Here is a 21,204-nt window from a genome sequence, read left to right as displayed (position 1 = left end):
TACGTTCCTCACATGTCCCGAGCGGAGCGGGCACCGGACGACGTCGTCGCCTGGCGCCCGGAACGGGTCCCCGGGATCGCCGAGGTCCTGCACGCCCGGTTCGGCACGCACCGCTACCCGGTGCACGCGCACGCGACGTGGACGCTGCTGATCGTCGACGACGGTGCCGTCCGCTACGACCTGGACCGGCGGCCGCACGGGACCGAGGAGGCCCCGGTGACGCTGCTGCCCCCGGGCGTCGCGCACGACGGCCGCGCAGCGAGCGGGGCGGGCTTCCGCAAGCGGGTGCTCTACCTCGAGCCCGGGCTGCTCGGGCACCACGGGATCGGGCCCGCCGTCGACCACCCCGGGGTGCGCGACCCGGTGCTGCGCCGTCGCCTCGACGAGCTGCACCGGGTGCTGACCGCGTCCGGGACGGACCTGCACGCGGAGAGCCGGCTGGCACTCGTCACCGAGCGGCTCGCCCGGCACCTCGCCCCCGCCGGGACGCCCGATCCGGGGCCGCCCGGCGACGGCCTCGCCGGGCGGCTGCGCGACCTCCTCGACGCCCGCACGGCGGACGGGATCACCCTCGACGAGGCGGGCCGCCTGCTGCACGCCCATCCCGGTCACCTGGTGCGGGCGTTCTCCCGGCGGTTCGGGCTGCCCCCGCACCGCTACCTGGACGCCCGCCGCGTCGAACGGGCCCGTGGGCTCCTGCTGGACGGCATGGCCCCGGCGACGGCGGCCGTCACCGCCGGGTTCCACGACCAGGCGCACCTGCACCGGCGGTTCGTCCGGCTGCTCGGCGTCACGCCCGGGCGGTACTCCCGGTCACGACCGGGCGCACCGGCGACGCGCTGACGACGACCGGGCGGCCCTCCTGCGTCACCAGCCGCGCGACTTCCACTCCGGCAGGCCCGGGCGCTGCTCGCCGAGCGTCGAGTCGTCGCCGTGGCCGGGGTAGAACCAGGTGTCGTCCGGCAGGGTGTCGAACACGCGGCCCTCGAGATCGGTGAGCAGCTGCGCGTTGTCCTCCGGCGACCAGGTCTTGCCCGGACCGCCCGGGAACAGGCTGTCCCCGGTGAACAGGTGCGGCCGGTCCTCGCCCCGGTAGAGCAGCGCGATCGAGCCCGGCGTGTGCCCACGCAGGTGGATCACCTCGAGCTCCACGGCGCCGAAGACGATCGTGTCGCCGCCCTCGACCAGCTCGTCCATCGGGGCCGGCAGCTCCGGGGCGTCCTGCGGGTGGGCGATCAGCCGCGGCTCGAACATGCCCGCGATCGCGCCCAGCGCCTGCCAGTGGTCGGCGTGCCGGTGCGTGGTGACGAGGTGACGCAGGTCGGGGCGCTCGTCGGTCGCACCGATCAGGTCGGCCAGCCGGGCCGGCTCCGCCGCCGCGTCGATCAGCAGCGCCTCGCTGCTCTCCTTGCAGACCAGGAGGTAGGCGTTGTTGTCCATCTCGCCCACCGAGATCTTGCTGATGCTGAGCTTCTCCAGGTCGCGGCGGATGGCCGCGCCCCCGGGGTCGGTGTGACCGGTGTAGTTCTCCAGGACGTCCACGGCGCGAGGGTATCGGCCGCCCCCGACGATCGCGGCGGGGAGAACCCGCCGGTCGCACCCGCGGGGCCGCTCACGGCTCGAACATGCGTACGAGTATCGTCCCCGGCGTACCGACCGGCGCGTGCCGGGGTGCGTCCACCGAGGAGGGACCGGGCGGAGCCCGGCTCGACGGGTTCTTGTCGGTGGGCCGACCTAGCATCGGAGCCGGACGTGGAGACAGCCCGCACCGGCCGCCGGAGCCCGGTCACGGGAATGTCCCGACCGCCGCGGGCGTCACAACCGGGTCCGGCCCGACGACCCCGCTGTTCCAGGAGGCGCGCATCGTGAGCGACCAGAGCACCGACCGCCGCGAGGCCGGCGACGCCCTGTCACCGGGCGCCCAGCCGGTACCGAGCGGTCCGAAGCTGGTCGTGCGCGGCGCGCGCGAGCACAACCTGCAGGGCGTCGACATCGACCTGCCCCGCGACAGCATGATCGTGTTCACCGGGCTGTCCGGGTCGGGCAAGTCGAGCCTCGCGTTCGACACGATCTTCGCCGAGGGTCAGCGCCGGTACGTCGAGTCGCTGTCGGCCTACGCCCGCCAGTTCCTCGGGCAGATGGACAAGCCCGACGTCGACTTCATCGAGGGCCTCTCGCCGGCGGTCTCGATCGACCAGAAGTCGACCAACCGCAACCCGCGGTCGACGGTCGGCACGATCACCGAGATCCACGACTACCTGCGCCTGCTCTACGCGCGGGCCGGGATCCCGCACTGCCCGCAGTGCGGCGAGCGGATCGCGAAGCAGACGCCGCAGCAGATCGTGGACCAGGTCCTCGAGATGGAGCAGGGCAGCCGCTTCCAGGTGCTCGCCCCGGTCGTCCGGACCCGCAAGGGCGAGTTCGTCGACCTGTTCTCCACCCTGCAGTCGCAGGGCTACTCCCGGGGGCTCGTCGACGGCACCGTGCACCAGCTCGCGGACCCGCCGAAGCTGAAGAAGCAGGAGAAGCACGACATCTCCGTCGTCGTCGACCGGCTGTCGGTCAAGGCGACCGCCAAGCAGCGGCTCACCGACTCGGTGGAGACGGCGCTGCGGCTGGCGGACGGGCTCGTCGTGCTGGACTTCGTCGACCTCCCCGACGACGACGCCGGCCGCGAGCGCCGGTTCTCCGAGAAGATGGCCTGCCCGAACGGGCACACCCTCGCCGTCGACGACCTCGAGCCCCGGACCTTCTCCTTCAACTCGCCCTACGGCGCCTGCCCGGCCTGCGCGGGCCTGGGCATCAAGAAGGAGGTCGACCCGGAGCTGGTCGTCCCCGACCCGGACCTGTCGCTCGGCGACGGCGCGATCGCGCCCTGGTCCGCCGGGCACAACGCCGAGTACTTCGGCCGGCTGCTGTCGGGGTTGTCGACGGCCATCGGTTTCCGGATGGACACCCCGTGGCGCAAGCTGCCGGCCGCCGCGCAGAAGGCGGTGCTGAACGGGAGCGACGACCAGGTCCACGTCCGCTACCGCAACCGGTACGGCCGGGAGCGGTCGTACTACGCGAACTTCGAGGGCGTCATGCCGTTCCTCGAGCGTCGCCTGGAGCAGACCGAGTCGGAGTCGCAGCGCGAGCGCTACGAGGGCTACATGCGCGACATCCCGTGCCCGGCCTGCGGCGGCGCGCGACTGCGGCCCGAGGTCCTGTCGGTCACCATGCCGCACCGTGACCTGGGGGAGCGGTCGATCGCCCAGGTCTCGAACATGTCGGTCGCCGAGTGCTGGCACTTCCTGCAGGGCATGGTGCTCGACGAGCGCCAGACCGTGATCGCCGGTGCGGTGCTCAAGGAGATCCAGGCCAGGCTCGGCTTCCTGCTCGACGTCGGGCTGGAGTACCTGTCGCTGGACCGGGCCGCCGGCACGCTGTCCGGCGGCGAGGCGCAGCGCATCCGGCTGGCCACCCAGATCGGTTCCGGCCTGGTCGGCGTGCTCTACGTGCTCGACGAGCCGTCGATCGGCCTGCACCAGCGCGACAACCGGCGGCTGATCGACACCCTGACCCGGCTGAAGGACCTCGGGAACACGCTGATCGTCGTCGAGCACGACGAGGACACCATCCGGGCCTGCGACTGGGCGGTGGACATCGGCCCGGGGGCCGGTGAGCACGGTGGGCACATCGTGCACTCCGGGCCGGTCGCGGAGCTGGAGTCGCACGACACCTCCCTGACGGGGGCGTACCTGTCCGGGCGGAAGACGATCCCGCTGCCGCAGCGCCGCGAGCTGGACCACGACCGGAAGCTGACCGTCGTCGGCGCGCGGGAGCACAACCTGCGCGGGATCGACGTCGACGTCCCGCTCGGTGGCCTCGTCTCCATCACCGGCGTCTCCGGCTCCGGGAAGTCCACGCTGATCAACGACATCCTGGCCACGGTCCTGGCGAACAAGCTCAACGGCGCCCGGCAGGTCCCGGGCCGGCACACCCGGATCACGGGCGTCGACCAGGTCGACAAGCTGGTGCGGGTCGACCAGTCGCCGATCGGGCGGACCCCGCGCTCCAACCCGGCGACCTACACCGGGGTCTGGGACAAGGTCCGCAAGCTGTTCGCCGCGACCACCGAGGCGAAGGTGCGCGGCTACGCCGAGGGCCGGTTCTCCTTCAACGTCAAGGGCGGCCGCTGCGAGGCGTGCACCGGCGACGGCACGATCAAGATCGAGATGAACTTCCTCCCGGACGTCTACGTCCCGTGCGAGGTCTGCAAGGGCGCCCGGTACAACCGGGAGACGCTCGAGGTGCACTACAAGGGCAAGACCGTGGCCGACGTGCTCGACATGCCGATCGAGGAGGCCGCGGAGTTCTTCGAGCCGATCACCTCGATCAGCCGCTACCTGCGGACCCTGGTCGACGTCGGCCTCGGCTACGTCCGTCTCGGGCAGCCCGCTCCCACGCTGTCCGGGGGTGAGGCACAGCGGGTCAAGCTGGCCTCCGAGCTGCAGAAGCGCAGCAACGGCCGGACCGTCTACATCCTCGACGAGCCGACCACGGGCCTGCACTTCGAGGACATCCGCAAGCTGCTCGCGGTGATCCAGGGGCTCGCCGACAAGGGCAACACGGTGATCGTGATCGAGCACAACCTCGACGTCATCAAGACGTCGGACTGGGTCATCGACATGGGTCCGGAGGGCGGATCCGGTGGTGGCACGGTCGTCGCACAGGGGACACCCGAGCAGGTGGCGGCCGAGCAGGCGAGCCACACGGGCCGGTTCCTGCGCGACCTGGTGACACCGGACGACAGCCCGGCGCCACGTCGTCGCCGCACGGCCCGCAGCCGTACGGCCGACGCCTCGTCGAACGGCGCCACCGGGAGCGGGAGCTCGAACGGCTCGGCCCCGGCGACCCGGCGGCGCAGCCGGGCGACCGCGGCGTCCTGATCCGCGTGCCCGTCCCTCCGGGGACCGGACCGGCGGGCGGCGGGCCGACGTCCCCGCGACGCACCGGACGGCGGGCCCGGTTCGGGCATCCGGGCAGCGCCTGCTAGCCTGGGAATGCGACCACCCGGGGCCGCGTTGACTCGTGTGTTCCGGGCGTCAAGTGGAGCCCCGCTCCCACCCGCGCCGTGATCGTAGCGGCGTCCGGGTCCATGGTCCGGCCCTGTGGCGTACGTGTGCCACCCGGCCGATCAACGGGTCTTCGCTTGTCGTCGCCGGCGCACCAGGTAGAAGCGACACAGCGAGTCACACAGGAGACCCCATCAGCACAGAGCCCCGCATCAACGACCGCATCCGCGTGCCCGAGGTCCGCCTCGTCGGCCCGAACGGGGAGCAGGTCGGGATCGTGCGCATCGAGGACGCCCTCCGGCTGGCCCAGGACGCCGATCTCGACCTCGTCGAGGTCGCCGGCCAGGCCCGCCCGCCGGTCTGCAAGCTCATGGACTACGGCAAGTTCAAGTACGAGAGCGCGCAGAAGGCCCGGGAGTCCCGGCGCAACCAGCAGCTCACCGTGATCAAGGAGCAGAAGCTCCGGCCGAAGATCGACAAGCACGACTACGAGACGAAGCGCGGACACGTCCGCCGTTTCCTCGAGGGCGGCAACAAGGTCAAGGTCACGATCATGTTCCGTGGCCGCGAGCAGTCCCGCCCCGAGCTGGGCTACCGGCTGTTGCAGCGTCTTGCCGAGGACATCGGGGACATCGCCGTCGTCGAGGCCGCTCCGAAGCAGGACGGCCGCAACATGACGATGGTCCTGGCGCCGACCAAGAAGCCGGCACCGCGCAAGTCCGCGGCCGCCGCCAGCACCGACGCCCCGGCGGAAGCCGAGGCGTGAGTCCGGCCCGCCCGCCGGTCGCCCGGCGGGTGGGAGGAGACGCAGTACCCGAAACGACCCCCGGGCCGCCGGGGGCCGACACCGAACGGATTCGTCATGCCCAAGAACAAGACGCACAAGGGGACCGCGAAGCGGGTCCGCACCACCGGCAGCGGCAAGCTGATGCGTCAGCAGGCCGGCCTCCGTCACCGGCTGGAGGTCAAGTCCCGCAAGGAGAAGCGTGACCTCTCGGGCACGGTCGACGTGGCCAAGCCGGACGTGAAGCGCGTCAAGAAGCTGCTCGGTCGCTGACTTTCCGCCCCACGAACTTCCGGCGCCGTCCATCCCCCTCGGCCGGCGCCGAAACCCCCCAGGAGACACACCATGGCACGCGTGAAGCGCGCGGTGAACGCCCAGAAGAAGCGTCGCACCACGCTGGAGTCGGCCGCCGGATACCGCGGACAGCGTTCGCGGCTCTACCGCAAGGCCAAGGAGCAGATGCTCCACTCCATGACCTACTCCTACCGGGACCGTCGCCAGCGCAAGGGCGACTTCCGGCAGCTGTGGATCACCCGCATCAACGCCGCGGCCCGCGCGAACGACATGACGTACAACCGGTTCGTCCAGGGCCTCAAGGCCGCCGGTGTCGAGGTCGACCGCAAGAACCTCGCCGAGATCGCCGTGAGCGACCCGGCCGCGTTCGCCGCGCTGGTCAAGGTCGCGAAGGAGAACCTGCCGGCCGGGACCGAGCAGGGCTCCGCGGCCTGAGGTGACCCGTACCGAGACGCCCGGTACCGAGCGCACCCCGCGCGTCGCAGCCGCCCGCAAGCTGCTGCGACGCCCGGGGCGCGATCGGGCCGGGCGTTTTCTCGTCGAGGGCGCGCAGGCGGTCCGTGAGGCCCTCGACGCCTGCCCCGTGCACGAGCTGTTCGTGACGACGGCGGCCGCGCAGCGACACCCCGAGCTGGTCGAGTCGGCTCGGGAGGGGGGTGCACGCGTCCTGACCGTCACCGACCAGGCGGCGGCCGGCCTGTCCGAGACCGTGACCCCGCAGGGCCTGGTCGCGGTCTGCGACCTGCTCGACGTGCCGCTCGCGACGGCGCTCGCCGGCAGTCCCGGCTTCGTCACCGTCTGCGCCGGAATCTCCGATCCCGGCAACGTCGGGACCGTGGTCCGGGTCGCGGACGCGGCCGGCTGCGACGCGGTCCTGCTCGCCGGGGACACCGTCGACCCGCACAACGGGAAGGCGGTCCGCGCCTCCACCGGCAGTGTCTTCCACCTGCCGCTGGCGCGTGACCGGGACGCCCAGGGCGTCGTCGCGGCCTGCCGGTCCGCAGGGCTCACCACGCTGGTCGCCGACGGCCGCGGTGAGCTCGACCTGCACGCCCCGGAGGCGGCGCCGATCCTGGCCGGTCCGGTCGCCTGGATCCTCGGCAGCGAGGCGCACGGTCCCGGTCCCGACGTCTTCGCCGCCGCCGACCACCGGGTGCGGGTGCCGATCCACGGCCGCGCCGAGTCGCTGAACCTGGCCACGGCCGCAGCGATCTGCCTGTACGCGACGGTCGGCGCCCGGGCCGGGGCGGCCCCGCGGCCCCCGTCCGCCCGGGACTGACCTGCTCCGAAACCCGTTCGGGGCGCACCTCTACGATCGGGGCACCATGAGTGACGACGGTACGAACCCGCTGGACCCGGACGCGCTGAAGGCTGCCGTGGAGGCGGCGCGTGCGGCGTTCGACGCCGCCGCGGACCTGGACGACCTGGCCGCCGTGAAGCCGGCCCACCTCGGCGACCGTGCCCCGATCCCGATGGCCCGCCGCGAGCTCGGGCAGCTGCCCGGCCCGGAGCGCGCCGACGCCGGGAAGCGGGTCAACGCCGCCCGCCAGGAGGCACAGGCCGCGTTCGACGAGCGCCGGGCCGTTCTGGTCACCGAGCGCGACGCGCGGGTGCTGCGCGACGAGGCCGTCGACGTGACCCTGCCGTGGGACCGGCGCCCCCGCGGCGCCCGGCACCCCGTCACCCAGCTGTCCGAGCGGATCGCCGACATCTTCGTCGCGATGGGCTGGGAGGTCGCCGAGGGCCCCGAGGTCGAGGCGTCGTGGCTGAACTTCGACGCGCTGAACTTCGGCAAGGACCACCCCGCCCGCACCATGCAGGACACCTTCTACCTCGGTGACCCGGCGCGCGGGCAGGACTCGGGGACGGTGCTGCGCACGCACACCTCGCCGGTGCAGGTCCGGACCCTGCTCGAGCGGGAGCTCCCGGTGTACGTGGCGTGCCCCGGCCGTACGTTCCGCACCGACGAGCTCGACGCCACCCACACCCCGGTCTTCCACCAGGTCGAGGGGCTCGCCGTCGACCGCGGTCTCACCATGGCGCACCTCAAGGGCACCCTCGACGCGTTCGCCCGCGCCGTCTTCGGACCGGAGGCCGGTACCCGGATGCGGCCGTCGTACTTCCCCTTCACCGAGCCGTCCGCCGAGGTGGACCTCTGGTTCCCGCAGAAGAAGGGCGGGGCGGGCTGGGTCGAGTGGGGTGGCTGCGGGATGGTCAACCCGAACGTCCTGCGCGCCGCGGGCGTCGACCCTGACGAGTTCTCCGGCTTCGCGTTCGGCATGGGCATCGAGCGGACCCTGATGTTCCGCAACGGCATCCCCGACATGCGCGACATGGTCGAGGGCGACGTCCGCTTCTCCACCGCGTTCGGCGTCTGAGCGATCCCGCCACCACCTGCGTCACCACCTGAGGAGTTCTGAGCAGTGCGAGTGTCCGCCTCCTGGCTCGCCCGGCACGTCGACCCGGCGGCCCTGCCCGCCTCGCCCGAGGAGATCGGCGAGGCCTTCGTGCGGGTCGGGCTGGAGGTCGAGGACATCCACCCGGCCCCGGAGATCAGCGGGCCGGTGACGGTCGCGCGGGTGCTGGAGATCTCCGAGCTCACCGGGTTCAAGAAGCCCATCCGGTACTGCCGGGTCGGCTTCGAGGGTGACCGTTCCCGCCAGGTCGTCTGCGGGGCGACCAACTTCGCCGTCGGTGACCTCGTCGTCGTCACGGAGCCGGGGGCCGTCCTGCCCGGCGGGTTCGCGATCGCCTCGCGGACGACCTACGGGCACGTCTCCGACGGCATGATCGCCTCGGCGAAGGAGCTCGGCCTCGGCGCGGACCACGCCGGGATCCTCGTGCTGCCCCCGGGCACCGCCGAGCCTGGCGACGACGCCGTGGCCGTCCTCGGTCTGGCCGAGCCGGTCGTCGAGCTCGCCGTCACACCGGACCGGGGCTACTGCTTCGCCGTGCGCGGCCTGGCCCGCGAGCTGGCCACCTCGCTCGGGGCGGACTTCACCGACCCGGCCGGCCGGGTGACCGTCCCGGACACCGGCGGCGACGCCTGGCCGGTCCGGATCGCCGACACCGAGGGGTGCCCGCGCTTCGTCGTCCGCCGCGTGGACGGCGTCGACCCGGCCGCGGCCAGCCCCTGGTGGATGCAGCGCGCGCTGCTCTCCGCCGGGATGCGGCCCATCTCGCTGATCGTCGACGTCACGAACTTCGTCATGCTGGATCTCGGGCAGCCGCTGCACGCCTACGACGCCGTGCGCGTCTCCGGAGCGATCGAGGTCCGCCGGGCGGCGGCGGGGGAGAAGCTGGAGACGCTCGACGGGCAGTCCCGCACCCTCGACCCCGACGACCTGCTGATCACCGACGACTCCGGGCCGATCGGCCTCGCCGGCGTGATGGGCGGGGCGTCGACCGAGATCCCCGCGCTCGCCGACCTCGCCGACGGCGTCCGGGTGGACGTGCTGATCGAGGCCGCGCACTTCGCCCCGCAGGTCATCGCCCGCGCCGCGCGTCGGCACAAGCTGCCGAGCGAGGCGTCCCGCCGTTTCGAGCGGGTCGTCGATCCGGCGCTGCCGCCGGTCGCGGCCGAACGGGCCGCGCAGCTGCTCGTCGAGCTGGGCGGCGGCACGCTCGCCGACGGGCGCACGGACGAGGGCGGGATCCCTGCGGTCCCGTCGGTGCGGATGCCGCTGTCGATGCCGGACCGGGTCGCCGGCGTCGCCTACCCGCGGGGTGCCACCGTCCGCCGCCTCGGCCAGGTGGGGTGCGCGGTCGACCTGGACACCGGCACCGACGGTCAGGGCGTCGTCGTCGCGACGCCACCGACCTGGCGACCGGACCTGCGGATGGCCGCCGACCTGGTCGAGGAGGTGCTGCGGCTCGAGGGCTACGACACCATCCCCTCCGAGCTGCCGACCGCTCCGGCCGGGCGCGGGCTGACGGTGTCCCAGCTGCGGCGGCGCGCGGTGTCGCGGGCGCTGGCCGAGGCCGGGCACGTCGAGGTGCTGCCGTTCCCGTTCGTCTCCGACAGCGTGTGGGACGACCTCGGGCTGGACGCCGACGACGAAAGGCGTCGCACCGTCGCCGTCACCAACCCGCTGGACGCCGAGCGGTCCCGGCTGACCACCACCCTGCTGCCGGGGCTGCTGGACATGCTGGTGCGCAACCGTTCCCGTGGGACGGAGGACCTCGCGCTGTACGCGATCGCGCAGGTCGTGCAGCCGCAGGAGACCACACCGGAGATGCCGGACCCGGCGGTCACCGGCAGGCCGTCCGACGACGAGTACGCCGCGATCCGGGCCGCGCTGCCGGCGCAGCCGGTGCACGTCGGCGTCGTCCTCGCCGGGAACCGCGAGCCGCGCGGATGGTGGGGGCGTGGCCGCCCGGCGGCCTGGGAGGACGCCGTCGAGGCCGCCCGCCTGACGGGTGCGGCGGCGGGGGTGGAGCTCCGCCCGCGGCGCGCCGAGCGCGCGCCGTGGCACCCGGGCCGGTGCGCCGAGATCGTCGTGGCCGGGACCGGGACGGTCGTCGGTCACGCCGGCGAGCTGCACCCGAAGGTCGTCGAGGCGCTGGGTCTCCCTGCGCGCACCGCCGCCGCCGAGATCGACCTGGACGCGGTGCCGCTGCGCGAGAACCTGCCGGTCCCGCTGGTGTCGGCGTTCCCGCCGGTCGCGGTGGACGTCGCCCTGGTCGCCGACGAGTCGGTCCCGTCCGCGGACCTCGCGGACGCGCTGACCGCGGGTGCGGGGGAGCTGCTGGAGTCGGTGCGGCTGTTCGACGTCTACACCGGCGACCAGGTCGGTGCGGGCAAGCGGTCGCTGGCGTTCTCGCTCCGGTTGCGCGCCGGGGACCGGACGCTGACCAGCGAGGAGGCGAACACCGCGCGCGACGCCGCGGTCGCCGAGGCGACGAGCCGGTACGGGGCGGCGCTGCGCTGACCCGTGTCGTGGCTCAGCGGGGGAGCGCGGCGGCCGCGGAGCGTGCGGCGGCCCGCCACTGCTCGTCGCTCGGGGTGCGGCCGGCGACGGCGATCGTCACGAGGTGGCGTGCGGTCCCGAGCTGCAGTGTCGGACCGGCCACCGTGCCGAGCAGTGCGGCCTGCGTGCCGTCGCCGGTCCCGGTGAGCGGGCGGGCGCCCGCGGCGTCGCGCACGTAGCGGGCCGGGGTGGTCCGGTTGGTCGTGTACACGTTCACCGCGACCGACGACGACCCGCCGACGGCGAAGCAGGACCGGGTGGTGGTGCCGTCCGACCGGCGGACCTCGGAGTCGGCCGCGTCGACGGCCGGGCCGGTGCCGAGCAGGCCGGTCAGGGCCGCCTCGTCGAGGAGGCACTCGTCCGCGAGGACGTCCGAGGTGAGCGCGGGCGGCGCGGTGGCGGGCCGTGGCACCGGGGCGCCACGCCCCGGCCGGCGACCACCGGCCTCCCCGTCACCGCCGACCGCGACCGGCGGGACGACGCGGGTCGCCCCGGTCACCGGGGCGGGCGGCGGTGTCTGCGGGGCGGGTTCCGGCACCGGGGCCGGCGCGGGCTCGCCCGTCACCGGCGACGCCGGCTCCGTGAACGACGACGGTGGGACGCGTGTCGCCGTGGGCCCGGGTACCGGTGCGGCCACCCCGGCGGGACGGGCCGGCCCCTGACCGGCCGGCCACGGCGTGCCCGCCACGGTGGTCGCGCAGCCCACCAGCACGACCGCGGCCAGGCCGGTCAGGCCCGCCGCGACGATCCTCGCCGGGAGACACCCGGTCGAACGCTCCGTCCGCACCCGCGGGAGGCTAGGGTCCGGCGGCGTCGCCGGTCGCGGTCCGCGGTCCCCCGATCGCGATCGCGAACCGCGTTGCATGAGCTTCCGCCGGCGTGCATAATCATCCACGTGGTACGCATCGCAGTGGCGGGAGCCAGCGGGTACGCCGGGGGAGAGCTCCTCCGGTTGCTCCTCGCACATCCGGACGTGGAGATCGGTGCCCTCACAGCAGGCGGCAACGCCGGGAGCCGTCTGGGCGAGCACCAGCCGCACCTCGCGCCGCTCGCGGAGCGTGTGCTGGAGGAGAGCACGGCGGAGCGTCTCGCCGGGCACGACGCGGTGTTCCTCGCGCTCCCGCACGGCAAGTCCGCCGAGCTCGCCGCGCAGCTCGGCGAGGACACCCTGCTGATCGACTGCGGGGCGGACCACCGGCTGACCGATCCCGCCGCCTGGGACCGCTGGTACGGCGGCGAGCACGCCGGGCACTGGCCGTACGGCCTGCCCGAGCTGCCCGGGGCACGGGAGCAGCTCGTCGGCTCGAACCGGGTCGCCGTGCCCGGCTGCTACCCGACGGGCACGAGCCTCGCACTGTTCCCCGCGCTGGTCGCGGGCCTGGTCGCGCCCGAGGTCGTGATCACCGCCGTGACCGGCACGTCGGGCGCGGGCAAGTCGCTCAAGCCCCACCTGCTCGGCGCCGAGGTCATGGGCTCCCTGTCGGCGTACGGCGTCGGGGGCGCCCACCGGCACACCCCCGAGATCACCCAGAACCTGTCGGCCGCACTCGGCGCACCGGTGTCGGTGAGCTTCACCCCGGTCCTCGCGCCGCTGCCCCGGGGCATCCTCGCCTCGTGCTCGGCACCGCTGGCCGATCCCTCGACCGACACGGCCACGGTCCGGCAGACGTACGAGAAGGCCTACGCGGGCGAGCCGTTCGTCCGGCTGCTGCCGGAGGGGCAGTGGCCGACCACCGCGCAGACCCTGGGGTCGAACGTGGTGGCCCTGCAGATGACCGTCGACCCCGACGCGGGGCGCCTGATCGTCGTCTCCGCCATCGACAACCTCACCAAGGGCACCGCCGGCGGTGCCGTGCAGTGCATGAACCTGGCGCTCGGCCTGCCCGAGACGACCGGCCTGCCGACGACGGGAGTGGCACCGTGAGCGTGACCGCAGCGCAGGGGTTCCGTGCCGCGGGGATCGCCGCGGGGATCAAGAAGTCCGGCAGGGCCGACCTGGCGCTGGTCGTCAACGACGGGCCGCGCACCGAGGCCGCGGGCGTGTTCACCCGGAACAAGGTGAAGGCCGCTCCGGTGTTGTGGTCGCAGCAGGTGCTCACCACCGGAGCGCTCCGCGCGGTCGTGCTCAACGCCGGCGGCGCGAACGCCTGCACCGGCCCCGAGGGCTTCCAGACGGCGCACGCCACCGCGGAGAAGGCCGCGGAGATGCTCGGGTGCGGCGCGATCGAGGTCGCGATCTGCTCGACCGGTCTCATCGGCGAGCAGCTCCCGCGCGAGACCGTGCTCGCCGGTGTGGAGAAGGTGTCCGGCGAGCTGGCGGCGACTCCCGAGGCGGGGGCCTCGGTGGCCGGCGCGATCATGACCACCGACACCGTGCCGAAGGAGGCCCAGGTCTCCGACCCGGCGGGCTGGACCGTCGGCGGCACCACCAAGGGCGCCGGGATGATCGCCCCGTCGATGGCGACGATGCTCAGCGTGATCACCACCGACGCGGTGGTCGAGCAGCCCGTGCTCGACGCGGCGCTGCGCGAGGCGGTGCGCTACAGCTTCGACCGGCTCGACGTCGACGGCTCGATGTCGACCAACGACACCGTGCTCGTGCTGTCGTCGGGTGCGTCGGGCGTGCCGGCCGACCAGGCCGTGTTCACCGCTGCGCTCACCCGGGTCTGCCGGGACCTGGCCGCCCAGATGCAGGCCGACGCCGAGGGGGTCAGCAAGCGGATCACCGTGCGGGTCAGCGGGGCCGCCTCGGAGGACGACGCCGTCACGGTCGCCCGCACGATCGCCCGGGACGCGCTGGTGAAGACCGCGATGTTCGGCTCCGACCCGAACTGGGGCCGGATCGCCGCCGCGGCCGGGTACGCCGACGCGGACATCGATCCGGAGACGCTGGACATCACGATCAACGGCGTGCTGCTGTGCCGCGGTGCCGTCGTGGCCGGTGACCGCGCCGACTGCGACCTGTCCGGCAAGGACGTCCTGATCGAGGTCGAGCTCGGCCGCTCCGGCGGGATCGAGGGCAACACCGCGGAGATCCGGACCACCGACCTGTCCCATGCCTACGTGGAGGAGAACAGTGCCTACTCCTCCTGAGCAGTCCGCCGCGAGCAGACCGCAGCCGCAGGTGGCGCCCTCGCCGGAGACACCTGCACGGCTGAAGCGGGCCGGCGAGAAGGCCGGGGTGCTGGCCGAGGCGCTGCCGTGGCTGCAGCGCTTCCACGGCCGGATCGTGGTCGTGAAGTACGGCGGCAACGCGATGATCGACGAGGAGCTGAAGCAGGCCTTCGCCCGGGACATGGTCTTCCTGCGGCTGGCGGGCATCCACCCGGTCGTCGTCCACGGCGGCGGACCGCAGATCAGCGCGATGCTCACCCGGCTGGGGATGCCCGGCGAGTTCCGCGGCGGGCTGCGGGTCACCACCCCGGAGACGATGGAGATCGTCCGGATGGTGCTCTTCGGTCAGGTCGGCCGGGAGCTGGTCGGGCTGATCAACCAGCACGGGCCCCTGGCGGTGGGTCTCTCCGGTGAGGACGCCGGCCTGTTCACCGCCGAGAAGCGCACCGCCCTGGTGGGCGGCGACCCGGTCGACATCGGGCTGGTCGGCGACGTCACCGAGGTGAACCCGGACGCGGTGCTGGACATCATCGCCGCGGGCCGGATCCCGGTGGTCGCCGGGATCGCGCCGGACGCCGACGGCCAGGTGCACAACATCAACGCCGACAGCGCGGCCGCCGCGCTGGCAGGTGCACTGGACGCCGCGAAGCTGGTGGTGCTCACCGACGTCGAGGGGCTCTACGCGAACTACCCCGACCCGGAGTCGATCATCACCTCGCTGACGGCGGACCAGCTCGAGCCGATGCTGCCCCGGCTGGAGAGCGGCATGGCGCCCAAGATGGAGGCCTGCCTGCGCGCGGTGCGCTCGGGCGTCGGGCAGGCGCACGTGATCGACGGGCGGGTACCGCACTCGGTCCTGCTCGAGGTCTTCACACACGAGGGTGTCGGGACGATGGTCCTTCCCGACACCCCGGCTGACGGGGTGACACAGGAATGACCACGCACGCCCAGCGGTGGCAGGCCGCGCTGATGAACAACTACGGCACCCCGCCGCTGACCCTGGTCCGCGGCGAGGGCGCCCACGTGTGGGACGCCGAGGGCCGCCGGTACCTGGACCTCTACGCCGGCATCGCGGTCAACGCGCTGGGCCACGCCCACCCCGCGGTCGTCGAGGCGGTGTCCACCCAGGTCGGCACGCTCGGCCACACCTCGAACTTCTTCATCACCGAGCCCGCTCTCCAGCTCGCCGAGCGCCTGCAGGGGCTGCTCGGCCGGGTCGACGCGCGCACGCTCCTCTGCAACTCCGGGACCGAGGCCAACGAGGCCGCGTTCAAGATCGCGCGCCGCACCGGGCGGCCGGAGATCGTCGCCTGCGAGGGTGCGTTCCACGGCCGCACCATGGGAGCGCTCGCGCTCACCGGGCAGCCGGCGAAGCGGGCCCCGTTCGAGCCGATGCCGTCGGGTGTCACGCACATCCCGTTCGGCGACCTCGCGGCGCTCGACGCGGCGGTCACCGAGAACACGGCCGCGGTGTTCCTGGAGCCGATCCTCGGCGAGGCCGGGGTGATCGTGCCCCCGGAGGGCTATCTCGCCGAGGCGCGCCGGATCACCGCGGAGCGGGGGGCCCTGCTCGTCCTCGACGAGGTGCAGACGGGCATCGGGCGGACCGGGCAGTGGTTCGCCCACCAGGCCCATGGCGTCGTTCCCGACGTCGTCACCCTGGCCAAGGGCCTCGGTGGCGGTCTGCCGATCGGAGCCTGCATCGGGATCGGCGCAGCGGCCGCGCTGCTCGAACCGGGGCAGCACGGCACCACCTTCGGCGGCAACCCGGTCGCCTGCGCGGCGGCGCTCGCGGTGCTCGACACGGTCGCGACCGACGGGCTGCTCGAGCACGTCGGCCGGCTCGGCAAGGAGATCCGCAGCGGGATCGAGGGCCTCGGACACCCGGTGGTCGGCGAGGTGACGGGCGCGGGCCTGCACATCGGCATCGGGCTGATCTCGCCGGTCGCGGCCCAGGCGGCGACCGCGGCGCGCGACGCCGGTTTCCTGATCAACAACTGCACACCGGAGCGGCTGCGCCTGGCCCCGGCGCTCACACTGACCGACGAGGAGGCCCACGAGTTCCTCACCGCGTTCCCCGCGATCCTCGACGCGGCCGCCGCCGAGCGGGAAGGCCAGGGCAGCTGATGCTCCGTCACCTCCTGCGCGACGACGATCTCTCCCCGGCCGAGCAGACCGAGCTCCTCGACCTGGCCGACCGGCTCAAGGCCGACCGGTTCTCCGAGCGTCCCCTCGAGGGACCGAAGGCCGTCGCCGTCGTCTTCGACAAGTCCTCGACCCGCACCCGCGTGTCGTTCGAGGCCGGGATCACCCAGCTCGGGGGCACGGCGGTCATCCTCGACGGGACCACCAGCCAGCTCGGGCGTGGCGAGACCATCTCCGACACCTCCCGGGTCCTGTCCCGCTACGTCGACGCGATCGTCTGGCGCACCTCGGGCCAGGAGCGGATCGAGGAGATGGCATCGGTGGCGACCGTGCCGGTGGTGAACGCGCTGACCGACCGGTTCCACCCGTGCCAGATCCTCGCCGACCTGCAGACGGTCCGGGAGCGGCTCGGGCGGCTCGCCGGCGTCACGCTCACCTACCTCGGCGACGGCGCGAACAACATCGCGCACTCGCTGCTGCTCGGCGGGGCGACCGCCGGGCTGCACGTGCGCGTGTCCGCCCCGGCCGGGTTCACCCCGGACCCGGAGGTGGTCCGCGACGCGAAGGCGCGCGCCGAGCAGACCGGCGGTTCGGTCACGCTCGTCGCCGACCCGGTCGCCGCGGTCGCGGGCGCCGACGTCCTGGTCACCGACACCTGGACGTCGATGGGGCAGGAGGAGGACGGTCTGGACCGGATCGCGCCGTTCCGCTCGTACCAGATCGGCGCCGATCTGCTCGCCCGCGCCGCCCCCGGCGCCATCGTGCTGCACTGCCTGCCCGCGCACCGCGGGGAGGAGATCACCGACGACGTGATCGACGGCCCGGCCAGCGCGGTGTGGGACGAGGCGGAGAACCGGCTGCACGCGCAGAAGGCCCTCCTCACCTGGCTGCTGCGCGCATGAGCGACGGCGAACGACGTCAGGGCAACGCGAGCCGGGTCACCCGGCAGGCCAAGATCGTCGACGTGCTCTGGCACCGCGCGGTACGCAGCCAGCCGGAGCTGCAGGTCCTGCTGGACCAGCTGCACGGCATCGAGACCACACAGGCCACGCTGTCGCGGGATCTCGACGAGCTCGGCGCGGTCAAGCTCCGTGGCCCCGACGGCGGCGCCCCGGTCTACCGCATCCCCGAGGACGGAAGCCCGGTCCGTGGCGTCGAGGGCGGCACGACGCGGCTGGGCCGCTTGCTGGGGGAGCTGCTCGTCTCGGCCGACGCGAGTGGGAACCTGGCGGTCCTGCGGACGCCGCCGGGCGCCGCGCACTACCTTGCGAGCGCGCTCGACCGGGCCGCGCTGCACGACGTCGTCGGGACCATCGCCGGCGACGACACGATCATCGTGGTCGCTCGCGAGCCCCGCACCGGGGCGGAGCTCGCGCAGCGGCTGCAGGAACTGCCGAACGCCGTGCCGGCCGACGTGCCGGTCCCGGCGCACGCGACGAAGGAGAGCTGACATGGCGGACCGGGGCGTACCGGCCCACGGAGCCGGGCCGGGCACCGCACCGGCGACCGGCGGCACCGGCGACGGGCGGCGGTCATGAGCGCCGCGCTGTGGGGTGGCCGGTTCGCGTCCGGTCCGGCCGATGCGCTCGCCGCGCTGAGCAAGTCGACGCACTTCGACTGGGCACTGGCCCCCTACGACATCCGCGGTTCGAAGGCGCACGCCCGCGTGCTGCACCGTGCCGGACTGCTGTCGGACGAGGAGCTGTCCGGCATGCACAAGGCGCTCGACGAGCTCGCCGCGGACGTGGCGTCCGGCGTGTTCGGCCCCGAGCCGGGTGACGAGGACGTGCACACCGCTCTGGAGCGCGGCCTGATCGAGCGGGCCGGGCCCGACCTCGGCGGGAAGCTGCGCGCCGGCCGGTCGCGCAACGACCAGGTCGCCACCCAGTTCCGGATGTGGCTGCGCGACGCGACCCGGCGGGTCGCCGACGGGGTGCTCGACGTGGTCGACGCGCTGGTCGGCCAGGCCGAGACGCACGCGGGCGCGGCGATGCCGGGCCGCACCCACCTGCAGCACGCCCAGCCGGTGCTGCTCGGCCACCAGCTCGGTGCCCACGCGCAGGCTCTGCTGCGCGACGTGGACCGGCTCCGCGACTGGGACCGGCGCACCGCGTACTCGCCGTACGGCTCCGGCGCGCTCGCCGGTTCCTCGCTGGGGCTCGACCCGGAGGCCGTGGCCGCGGAGCTCGGCTTCACCGGCTCGTCGGCGAACTCGATCGACGGCACCGCGTCGCGGGACTTCGCCGCCGAGGCCGCGTTCGTGCTCGCGATGATCGGCGTCGATCTCTCGCGGTTGTCGGAGGAGGTGATCCTCTGGGCGACCGCCGAGTTCGGCTATGTCACCCTCGACGACGCCTTCTCCACGGGCAGCTCGATCATGCCGCAGAAGAAGAACCCGGACGTCGCGGAGCTGGCCCGCGGCAAGTCCGGCCGGCTGGTCGGGAACCTCACCGGGCTGATGACGACGCTCAAGGGCCTTCCGCTCGCCTACAACCGCGACCTGCAGGAGGACAAGGAGCCGCTGTTCGACTCGGTCGCCCAGCTCGAGCTCCTGCTCCCCGCGATCGCCGGGATGGTGGCGACACTGACCTTCCACACCGACCGGCTGGCCGAGCTGGCCCCGGCCGGCTTCACCCTCGCGACGGACGTCGCGGAGTGGCTCGTCCGCCAGGGCGTGCCGTTCCGGGTGGCGCACGAGGCGGCCGGCGGATGCGTCCGGGCCGCGGAGGCCCGCGGCGTCGGCCTCGACGACCTGACCGACGGCGAACTGGCCGGCGTCCACCCGGCGCTGACTCCGAGTGTCCGCGAGGTGCTGAGCGTGGAAGGCTCCATCGCGTCGCGGGACGCCCGGGGCGGTACCGCGGGCGACCGGGTCGCCGAGCAGCTGACCGACCTGCGCGACGAAGCCGCAGCAGCACGAGAGTTCACCGGAGGAACCGCATGACCGACCCTGCCGCAGCGTACGAGGAGCTCAAGGCCGCCGGCCTGAAGCTGGACCTGACGCGGGGCAAGCCGTCATCCGAGCAGCTCGACCTGTCGAACGCGCTGCTCGGACTGCCGGGTGCGGGTGACCACCGCGCAGCCGACGGCACCGACACCCGCAACTACGGCGGTCTCAAGGGCCTGCCCGAGCTCCGGGAGATCTTCGCGCCGTCCCTGCAGGTCCCGGTCGACCAGCTGATCGCGTGGAACAACTCCAGCCTGGAGCTGATGCACGACACGCTGGTGCACGCGCTGCTGTCCCCGTTGCCGGGCGCGACCACCCGCTGGGCCGACGCCGGCCGGGTGGCCTTCATCGCGCCCGTCCCCGGCTACGACCGGCACTACGGCGTCTGCGACCGCCTCGGCATCGACCTGGTGTCCGTTCCGATGACCCCCGAGGGCCCGGACATGGACGAGGTCGAGCGGCTCGTGGCCGACGACCCGTCGATCAAGGGCATCTGGTGCGTGCCCAAGTACTCGAACCCGGACGGTGCCGTCTACTCCGACGACGTCGTGCGCCGGCTCGCGTCGATGCCGACCGCGGCCCCGGACTTCCGGATCATGTGGGACAACGCCTACGCGGTGCACCACCTGACCACCGACGAGATCGAGATCGCCGACATGCTGGCGCTGGCCGCCGAGGCCGGTCACCCCGACCGTCCGTTCGTGTTCGGCTCGACCTCGAAGATCACGCTCGCCGGTGCCGGCGTCGCCTTCCTCGGCGCGTCGCCGGCGAACGTCGAGTGGTGGACGGCGCTCACCGGCAAGAAGTCGATCGGCCCGGACAAGGTCAATCACCTGCGCCAGGCCCGCTTCCTCAAGGACGAGGCCGGTCTGCGTGCCCACATGGCCGCCCACCGTGAGCTGATCGCGCCGAAGTTCGCCGCCGTCGAACGGCTGCTGAGCGAGGCGTTCTCCGACGTCGAGGGCGTCTCGTGGACGACGCCGAAGGGCGGCTACTTCGTCAGCCTCACCGTTCCGGACGGTCTGGCGACCGAGGTCGTGCGCCTCGCCAAGGACGCCGGCGTCGTGCTGACGCCGGCCGGTGCGACGCACCCGGGAGGCAAGGACCCGCAGGACGCGGTCATCCGCCTCGCCCCGACCCTGCCGCCGCAGGACGAGGTGGAGAAGGCGATGGCGGGTGTCGTGACCTGCGTGCAGCTCGCCCTGTCCCGGCGCTGAGTGGGGGCGGAGCACGACGCCGAGGGGCCCGACCGGCCCGACCGGTACGACCGGCCGGGCCCCTCGGCCGTCCTGGACCGGTCGGAGCTGGCGGTCGACGTCCTGCCGGCCGCCGAGCGGCTCCTGGGGTGCGTGCTGGAGGCGGACACCCCGGACGGTGTGGTCGCGGTGCGGCTCGTCGAGGTCGAGGCGTACCGGGGACGGGACGACCCGGCGTCGCACTCGTTCCGGGGCCGTACTCCGCGCAACGCGGTGATGTTCGGACCGCCGGGGCACCTCTACGTGTACTTCGTGTACGGCATGCACTTCTGCGCGAACGTGACGTGCTTGTCCGACGGTGAGCCGGGCGCGGTGCTGCTTCGTGGTGCCGAGGTCGTGACCGACCCGGGGATCGCCCGGCTCCGGCGGCCGACCGCCCGCACGGACGCCGACCTGGCTCGCGGACCGGCCCGCCTGGCGTCGCTGCTCGGGCTGGGGCGCGACGACAACGGTGTCGACGTCACCGACCCGGCGTCGCGCGTGCGGCTGGTCGCGGGGGACCCGGTGCCCTCCGGGTCCGTGCGGACCGGTCCCCGGGTGGGTGTGGCGGCCGCGGCCGACCTGCCGTGGCGGTACTGGGTGGCGGGGTCGACCGCCGTGAGTACGTACCGGGCGGGGACCCGGGCAGGGCGCAGGA

The 21,204-nt window shown here is 73.6% G+C and carries 19 protein-coding genes (1 of these 19 only partly in view); 17 read left to right on the top strand and 2 right to left on the bottom strand.

What is annotated here, in order from left to right:
• The first annotated feature begins 12 nt into the window (after nucleotides 1-12).
• On the top strand, nucleotides 13-843 hold the full coding sequence (locus AD017_RS01145; RefSeq protein WP_010225574.1) for an AraC family transcriptional regulator: 831 nt from the start codon (nucleotides 13-15) through the stop codon (nucleotides 841-843).
• 24 nt (nucleotides 844-867) lie between these two features.
• On the opposite strand, the gene AD017_RS01140 is transcribed toward AD017_RS01145, so the two are convergent.
• A complete protein-coding gene (locus AD017_RS01140) occupies nucleotides 868-1,542 on the bottom strand; it encodes an MBL fold metallo-hydrolase (RefSeq protein WP_010225571.1) in 675 nt (224 codons plus the stop codon).
• Nucleotides 1,543-1,907: 365 nt separating this feature from the next.
• Here AD017_RS01140 and uvrA point away from each other — a divergent pair, with 365 nt between their 5' ends.
• The 7 genes from uvrA to pheT all read left to right on the top strand — a co-directional run bounded on the left by uvrA (nucleotide 1,908) and on the right by pheT (nucleotide 11,066).
• Nucleotides 1,908-4,931, top strand: coding sequence for an excinuclease ABC subunit UvrA (gene uvrA / locus AD017_RS01135; RefSeq protein ID WP_060576170.1), 3,024 nt, complete (start codon nucleotides 1,908-1,910; stop codon nucleotides 4,929-4,931).
• 355 nt (nucleotides 4,932-5,286) lie between these two features.
• Nucleotides 5,287-5,823, top strand: coding sequence for a translation initiation factor IF-3 (infC, locus tag AD017_RS01130; RefSeq protein ID WP_010225567.1), 537 nt, complete (start codon nucleotides 5,287-5,289; stop codon nucleotides 5,821-5,823).
• 96 nt (nucleotides 5,824-5,919) lie between these two features.
• Nucleotides 5,920-6,114, top strand: coding sequence for a 50S ribosomal protein L35 (rpmI, locus tag AD017_RS01125; protein ID WP_010225565.1), 195 nt, complete (start codon nucleotides 5,920-5,922; stop codon nucleotides 6,112-6,114).
• Between the two features lie 72 nt (nucleotides 6,115-6,186).
• The gene (gene rplT / locus AD017_RS01120; RefSeq protein ID WP_010225564.1) at nucleotides 6,187-6,570 is read left to right on the top strand and encodes a 50S ribosomal protein L20; all 384 of its coding nucleotides are present in this window, start codon (nucleotides 6,187-6,189) and stop codon (nucleotides 6,568-6,570) included.
• 1 nt (nucleotide 6,571) lies between these two features.
• The gene (locus AD017_RS01115; protein ID WP_060572353.1) at nucleotides 6,572-7,414 is read left to right on the top strand and encodes an RNA methyltransferase; all 843 of its coding nucleotides are present in this window, start codon (nucleotides 6,572-6,574) and stop codon (nucleotides 7,412-7,414) included.
• Nucleotides 7,415-7,460: 46 nt separating this feature from the next.
• The gene (pheS, locus tag AD017_RS01110) at nucleotides 7,461-8,513 is read left to right on the top strand and encodes a phenylalanine--tRNA ligase subunit alpha (protein ID WP_060572351.1); all 1,053 of its coding nucleotides are present in this window, start codon (nucleotides 7,461-7,463) and stop codon (nucleotides 8,511-8,513) included.
• Nucleotides 8,514-8,558: 45 nt separating this feature from the next.
• Nucleotides 8,559-11,066, top strand: coding sequence for a phenylalanine--tRNA ligase subunit beta (gene pheT, locus AD017_RS01105; RefSeq protein ID WP_060572348.1), 2,508 nt, complete (start codon nucleotides 8,559-8,561; stop codon nucleotides 11,064-11,066).
• Nucleotides 11,067-11,079: 13 nt separating this feature from the next.
• Here the strand turns inward: pheT and AD017_RS01100 are convergent, their stop codons facing one another.
• Nucleotides 11,080-11,892 (bottom strand): hypothetical protein, encoded by an 813-nt coding sequence (locus tag AD017_RS01100; protein ID WP_060572346.1) that lies wholly within the window; start codon nucleotides 11,890-11,892, stop codon nucleotides 11,080-11,082.
• Nucleotides 11,893-11,994: 102 nt separating this feature from the next.
• On the opposite strand from AD017_RS01100, the gene argC reads away from it, so the two are divergent.
• The 9 genes from argC to AD017_RS01055 all read left to right on the top strand — a co-directional run.
• Nucleotides 11,995-13,029, top strand: coding sequence for an N-acetyl-gamma-glutamyl-phosphate reductase (gene argC, locus AD017_RS01095; RefSeq protein ID WP_174521810.1), 1,035 nt, complete (start codon nucleotides 11,995-11,997; stop codon nucleotides 13,027-13,029).
• Complete coding sequence (gene argJ, locus AD017_RS01090; RefSeq protein WP_029239252.1) at nucleotides 13,026-14,198, top strand: bifunctional glutamate N-acetyltransferase/amino-acid acetyltransferase ArgJ; 1,173 nt, start codon at nucleotides 13,026-13,028, stop codon at nucleotides 14,196-14,198. The genes argC and argJ overlap by 4 nt, the downstream gene beginning before the upstream one ends.
• Nucleotides 14,199-14,229: 31 nt before the next feature.
• Complete coding sequence (gene argB / locus AD017_RS01085; RefSeq protein WP_010225551.1) at nucleotides 14,230-15,156, top strand: acetylglutamate kinase; 927 nt, start codon at nucleotides 14,230-14,232, stop codon at nucleotides 15,154-15,156.
• Entirely contained in the window at nucleotides 15,153-16,346 is a 1,194-nt protein-coding gene (locus AD017_RS01080; protein ID WP_060572342.1) for an acetylornithine transaminase, read from the top strand. The genes argB and AD017_RS01080 overlap by 4 nt, the downstream gene beginning before the upstream one ends.
• Nucleotides 16,346-17,266, top strand: coding sequence for an ornithine carbamoyltransferase (argF, locus tag AD017_RS01075; RefSeq protein WP_060572340.1), 921 nt, complete (start codon nucleotides 16,346-16,348; stop codon nucleotides 17,264-17,266). The genes AD017_RS01080 and argF overlap by 1 nt, the downstream gene beginning before the upstream one ends.
• Nucleotides 17,263-17,814 (top strand): arginine repressor, encoded by a 552-nt coding sequence (locus AD017_RS01070; RefSeq protein ID WP_010225546.1) that lies wholly within the window; start codon nucleotides 17,263-17,265, stop codon nucleotides 17,812-17,814. The genes argF and AD017_RS01070 overlap by 4 nt, the downstream gene beginning before the upstream one ends.
• Nucleotides 17,815-17,898: 84 nt before the next feature.
• Nucleotides 17,899-19,308: an argininosuccinate lyase gene (gene argH, locus AD017_RS01065; protein WP_060572338.1), complete on the top strand. Its 1,410-nt coding sequence runs from the start codon at nucleotides 17,899-17,901 to the stop codon at nucleotides 19,306-19,308.
• On the top strand, nucleotides 19,305-20,528 hold the full coding sequence (locus tag AD017_RS01060) for an aminotransferase class I/II-fold pyridoxal phosphate-dependent enzyme (RefSeq protein ID WP_010225541.1): 1,224 nt from the start codon (nucleotides 19,305-19,307) through the stop codon (nucleotides 20,526-20,528). Before argH ends, AD017_RS01060 begins: the two co-directional genes overlap by 4 nt.
• Before the next feature lie 72 nt (nucleotides 20,529-20,600).
• Nucleotides 20,601-21,204 carry the 5' portion of a DNA-3-methyladenine glycosylase gene (locus tag AD017_RS01055; protein WP_060576169.1) on the top strand. 71 nt of this gene lie beyond the right edge of the window, so only the first 604 of its 675 coding nucleotides appear in the window; it begins with the start codon at nucleotides 20,601-20,603; its stop codon lies off the right edge, out of view.

This window comes from Pseudonocardia sp. EC080619-01 (assembly GCF_001420995.1).
Lineage (GTDB): Bacteria > Actinomycetota > Actinomycetes > Mycobacteriales > Pseudonocardiaceae > Pseudonocardia.
Note: the sequence above shows the minus strand (reverse complement) of the source record. Positions and strands in the feature narration are given on the sequence as shown.

Coding starts and splice junctions, on each gene's coding strand:
- rplT (WP_010225564.1), top strand. CDS start 6,187: ATGGCACGCGTGAAGCGCGCGGTGAACGCCCAGAAGAAGCGTCGCACC.
- argH (WP_060572338.1), top strand. CDS start 17,899: ATGAGCGCCGCGCTGTGGGGTGGCCGGTTCGCGTCCGGTCCGGCCGAT.
- AD017_RS01070 (WP_010225546.1), top strand. CDS start 17,263: ATGAGCGACGGCGAACGACGTCAGGGCAACGCGAGCCGGGTCACCCGG.
- AD017_RS01080 (WP_060572342.1), top strand. CDS start 15,153: ATGACCACGCACGCCCAGCGGTGGCAGGCCGCGCTGATGAACAACTAC.
- argF (WP_060572340.1), top strand. CDS start 16,346: ATGCTCCGTCACCTCCTGCGCGACGACGATCTCTCCCCGGCCGAGCAG.
- AD017_RS01060 (WP_010225541.1), top strand. CDS start 19,305: ATGACCGACCCTGCCGCAGCGTACGAGGAGCTCAAGGCCGCCGGCCTG.
- AD017_RS01145 (WP_010225574.1), top strand. CDS start 13: ATGTCCCGAGCGGAGCGGGCACCGGACGACGTCGTCGCCTGGCGCCCG.
- rpmI (WP_010225565.1), top strand. CDS start 5,920: ATGCCCAAGAACAAGACGCACAAGGGGACCGCGAAGCGGGTCCGCACC.
- pheS (WP_060572351.1), top strand. CDS start 7,461: ATGAGTGACGACGGTACGAACCCGCTGGACCCGGACGCGCTGAAGGCT.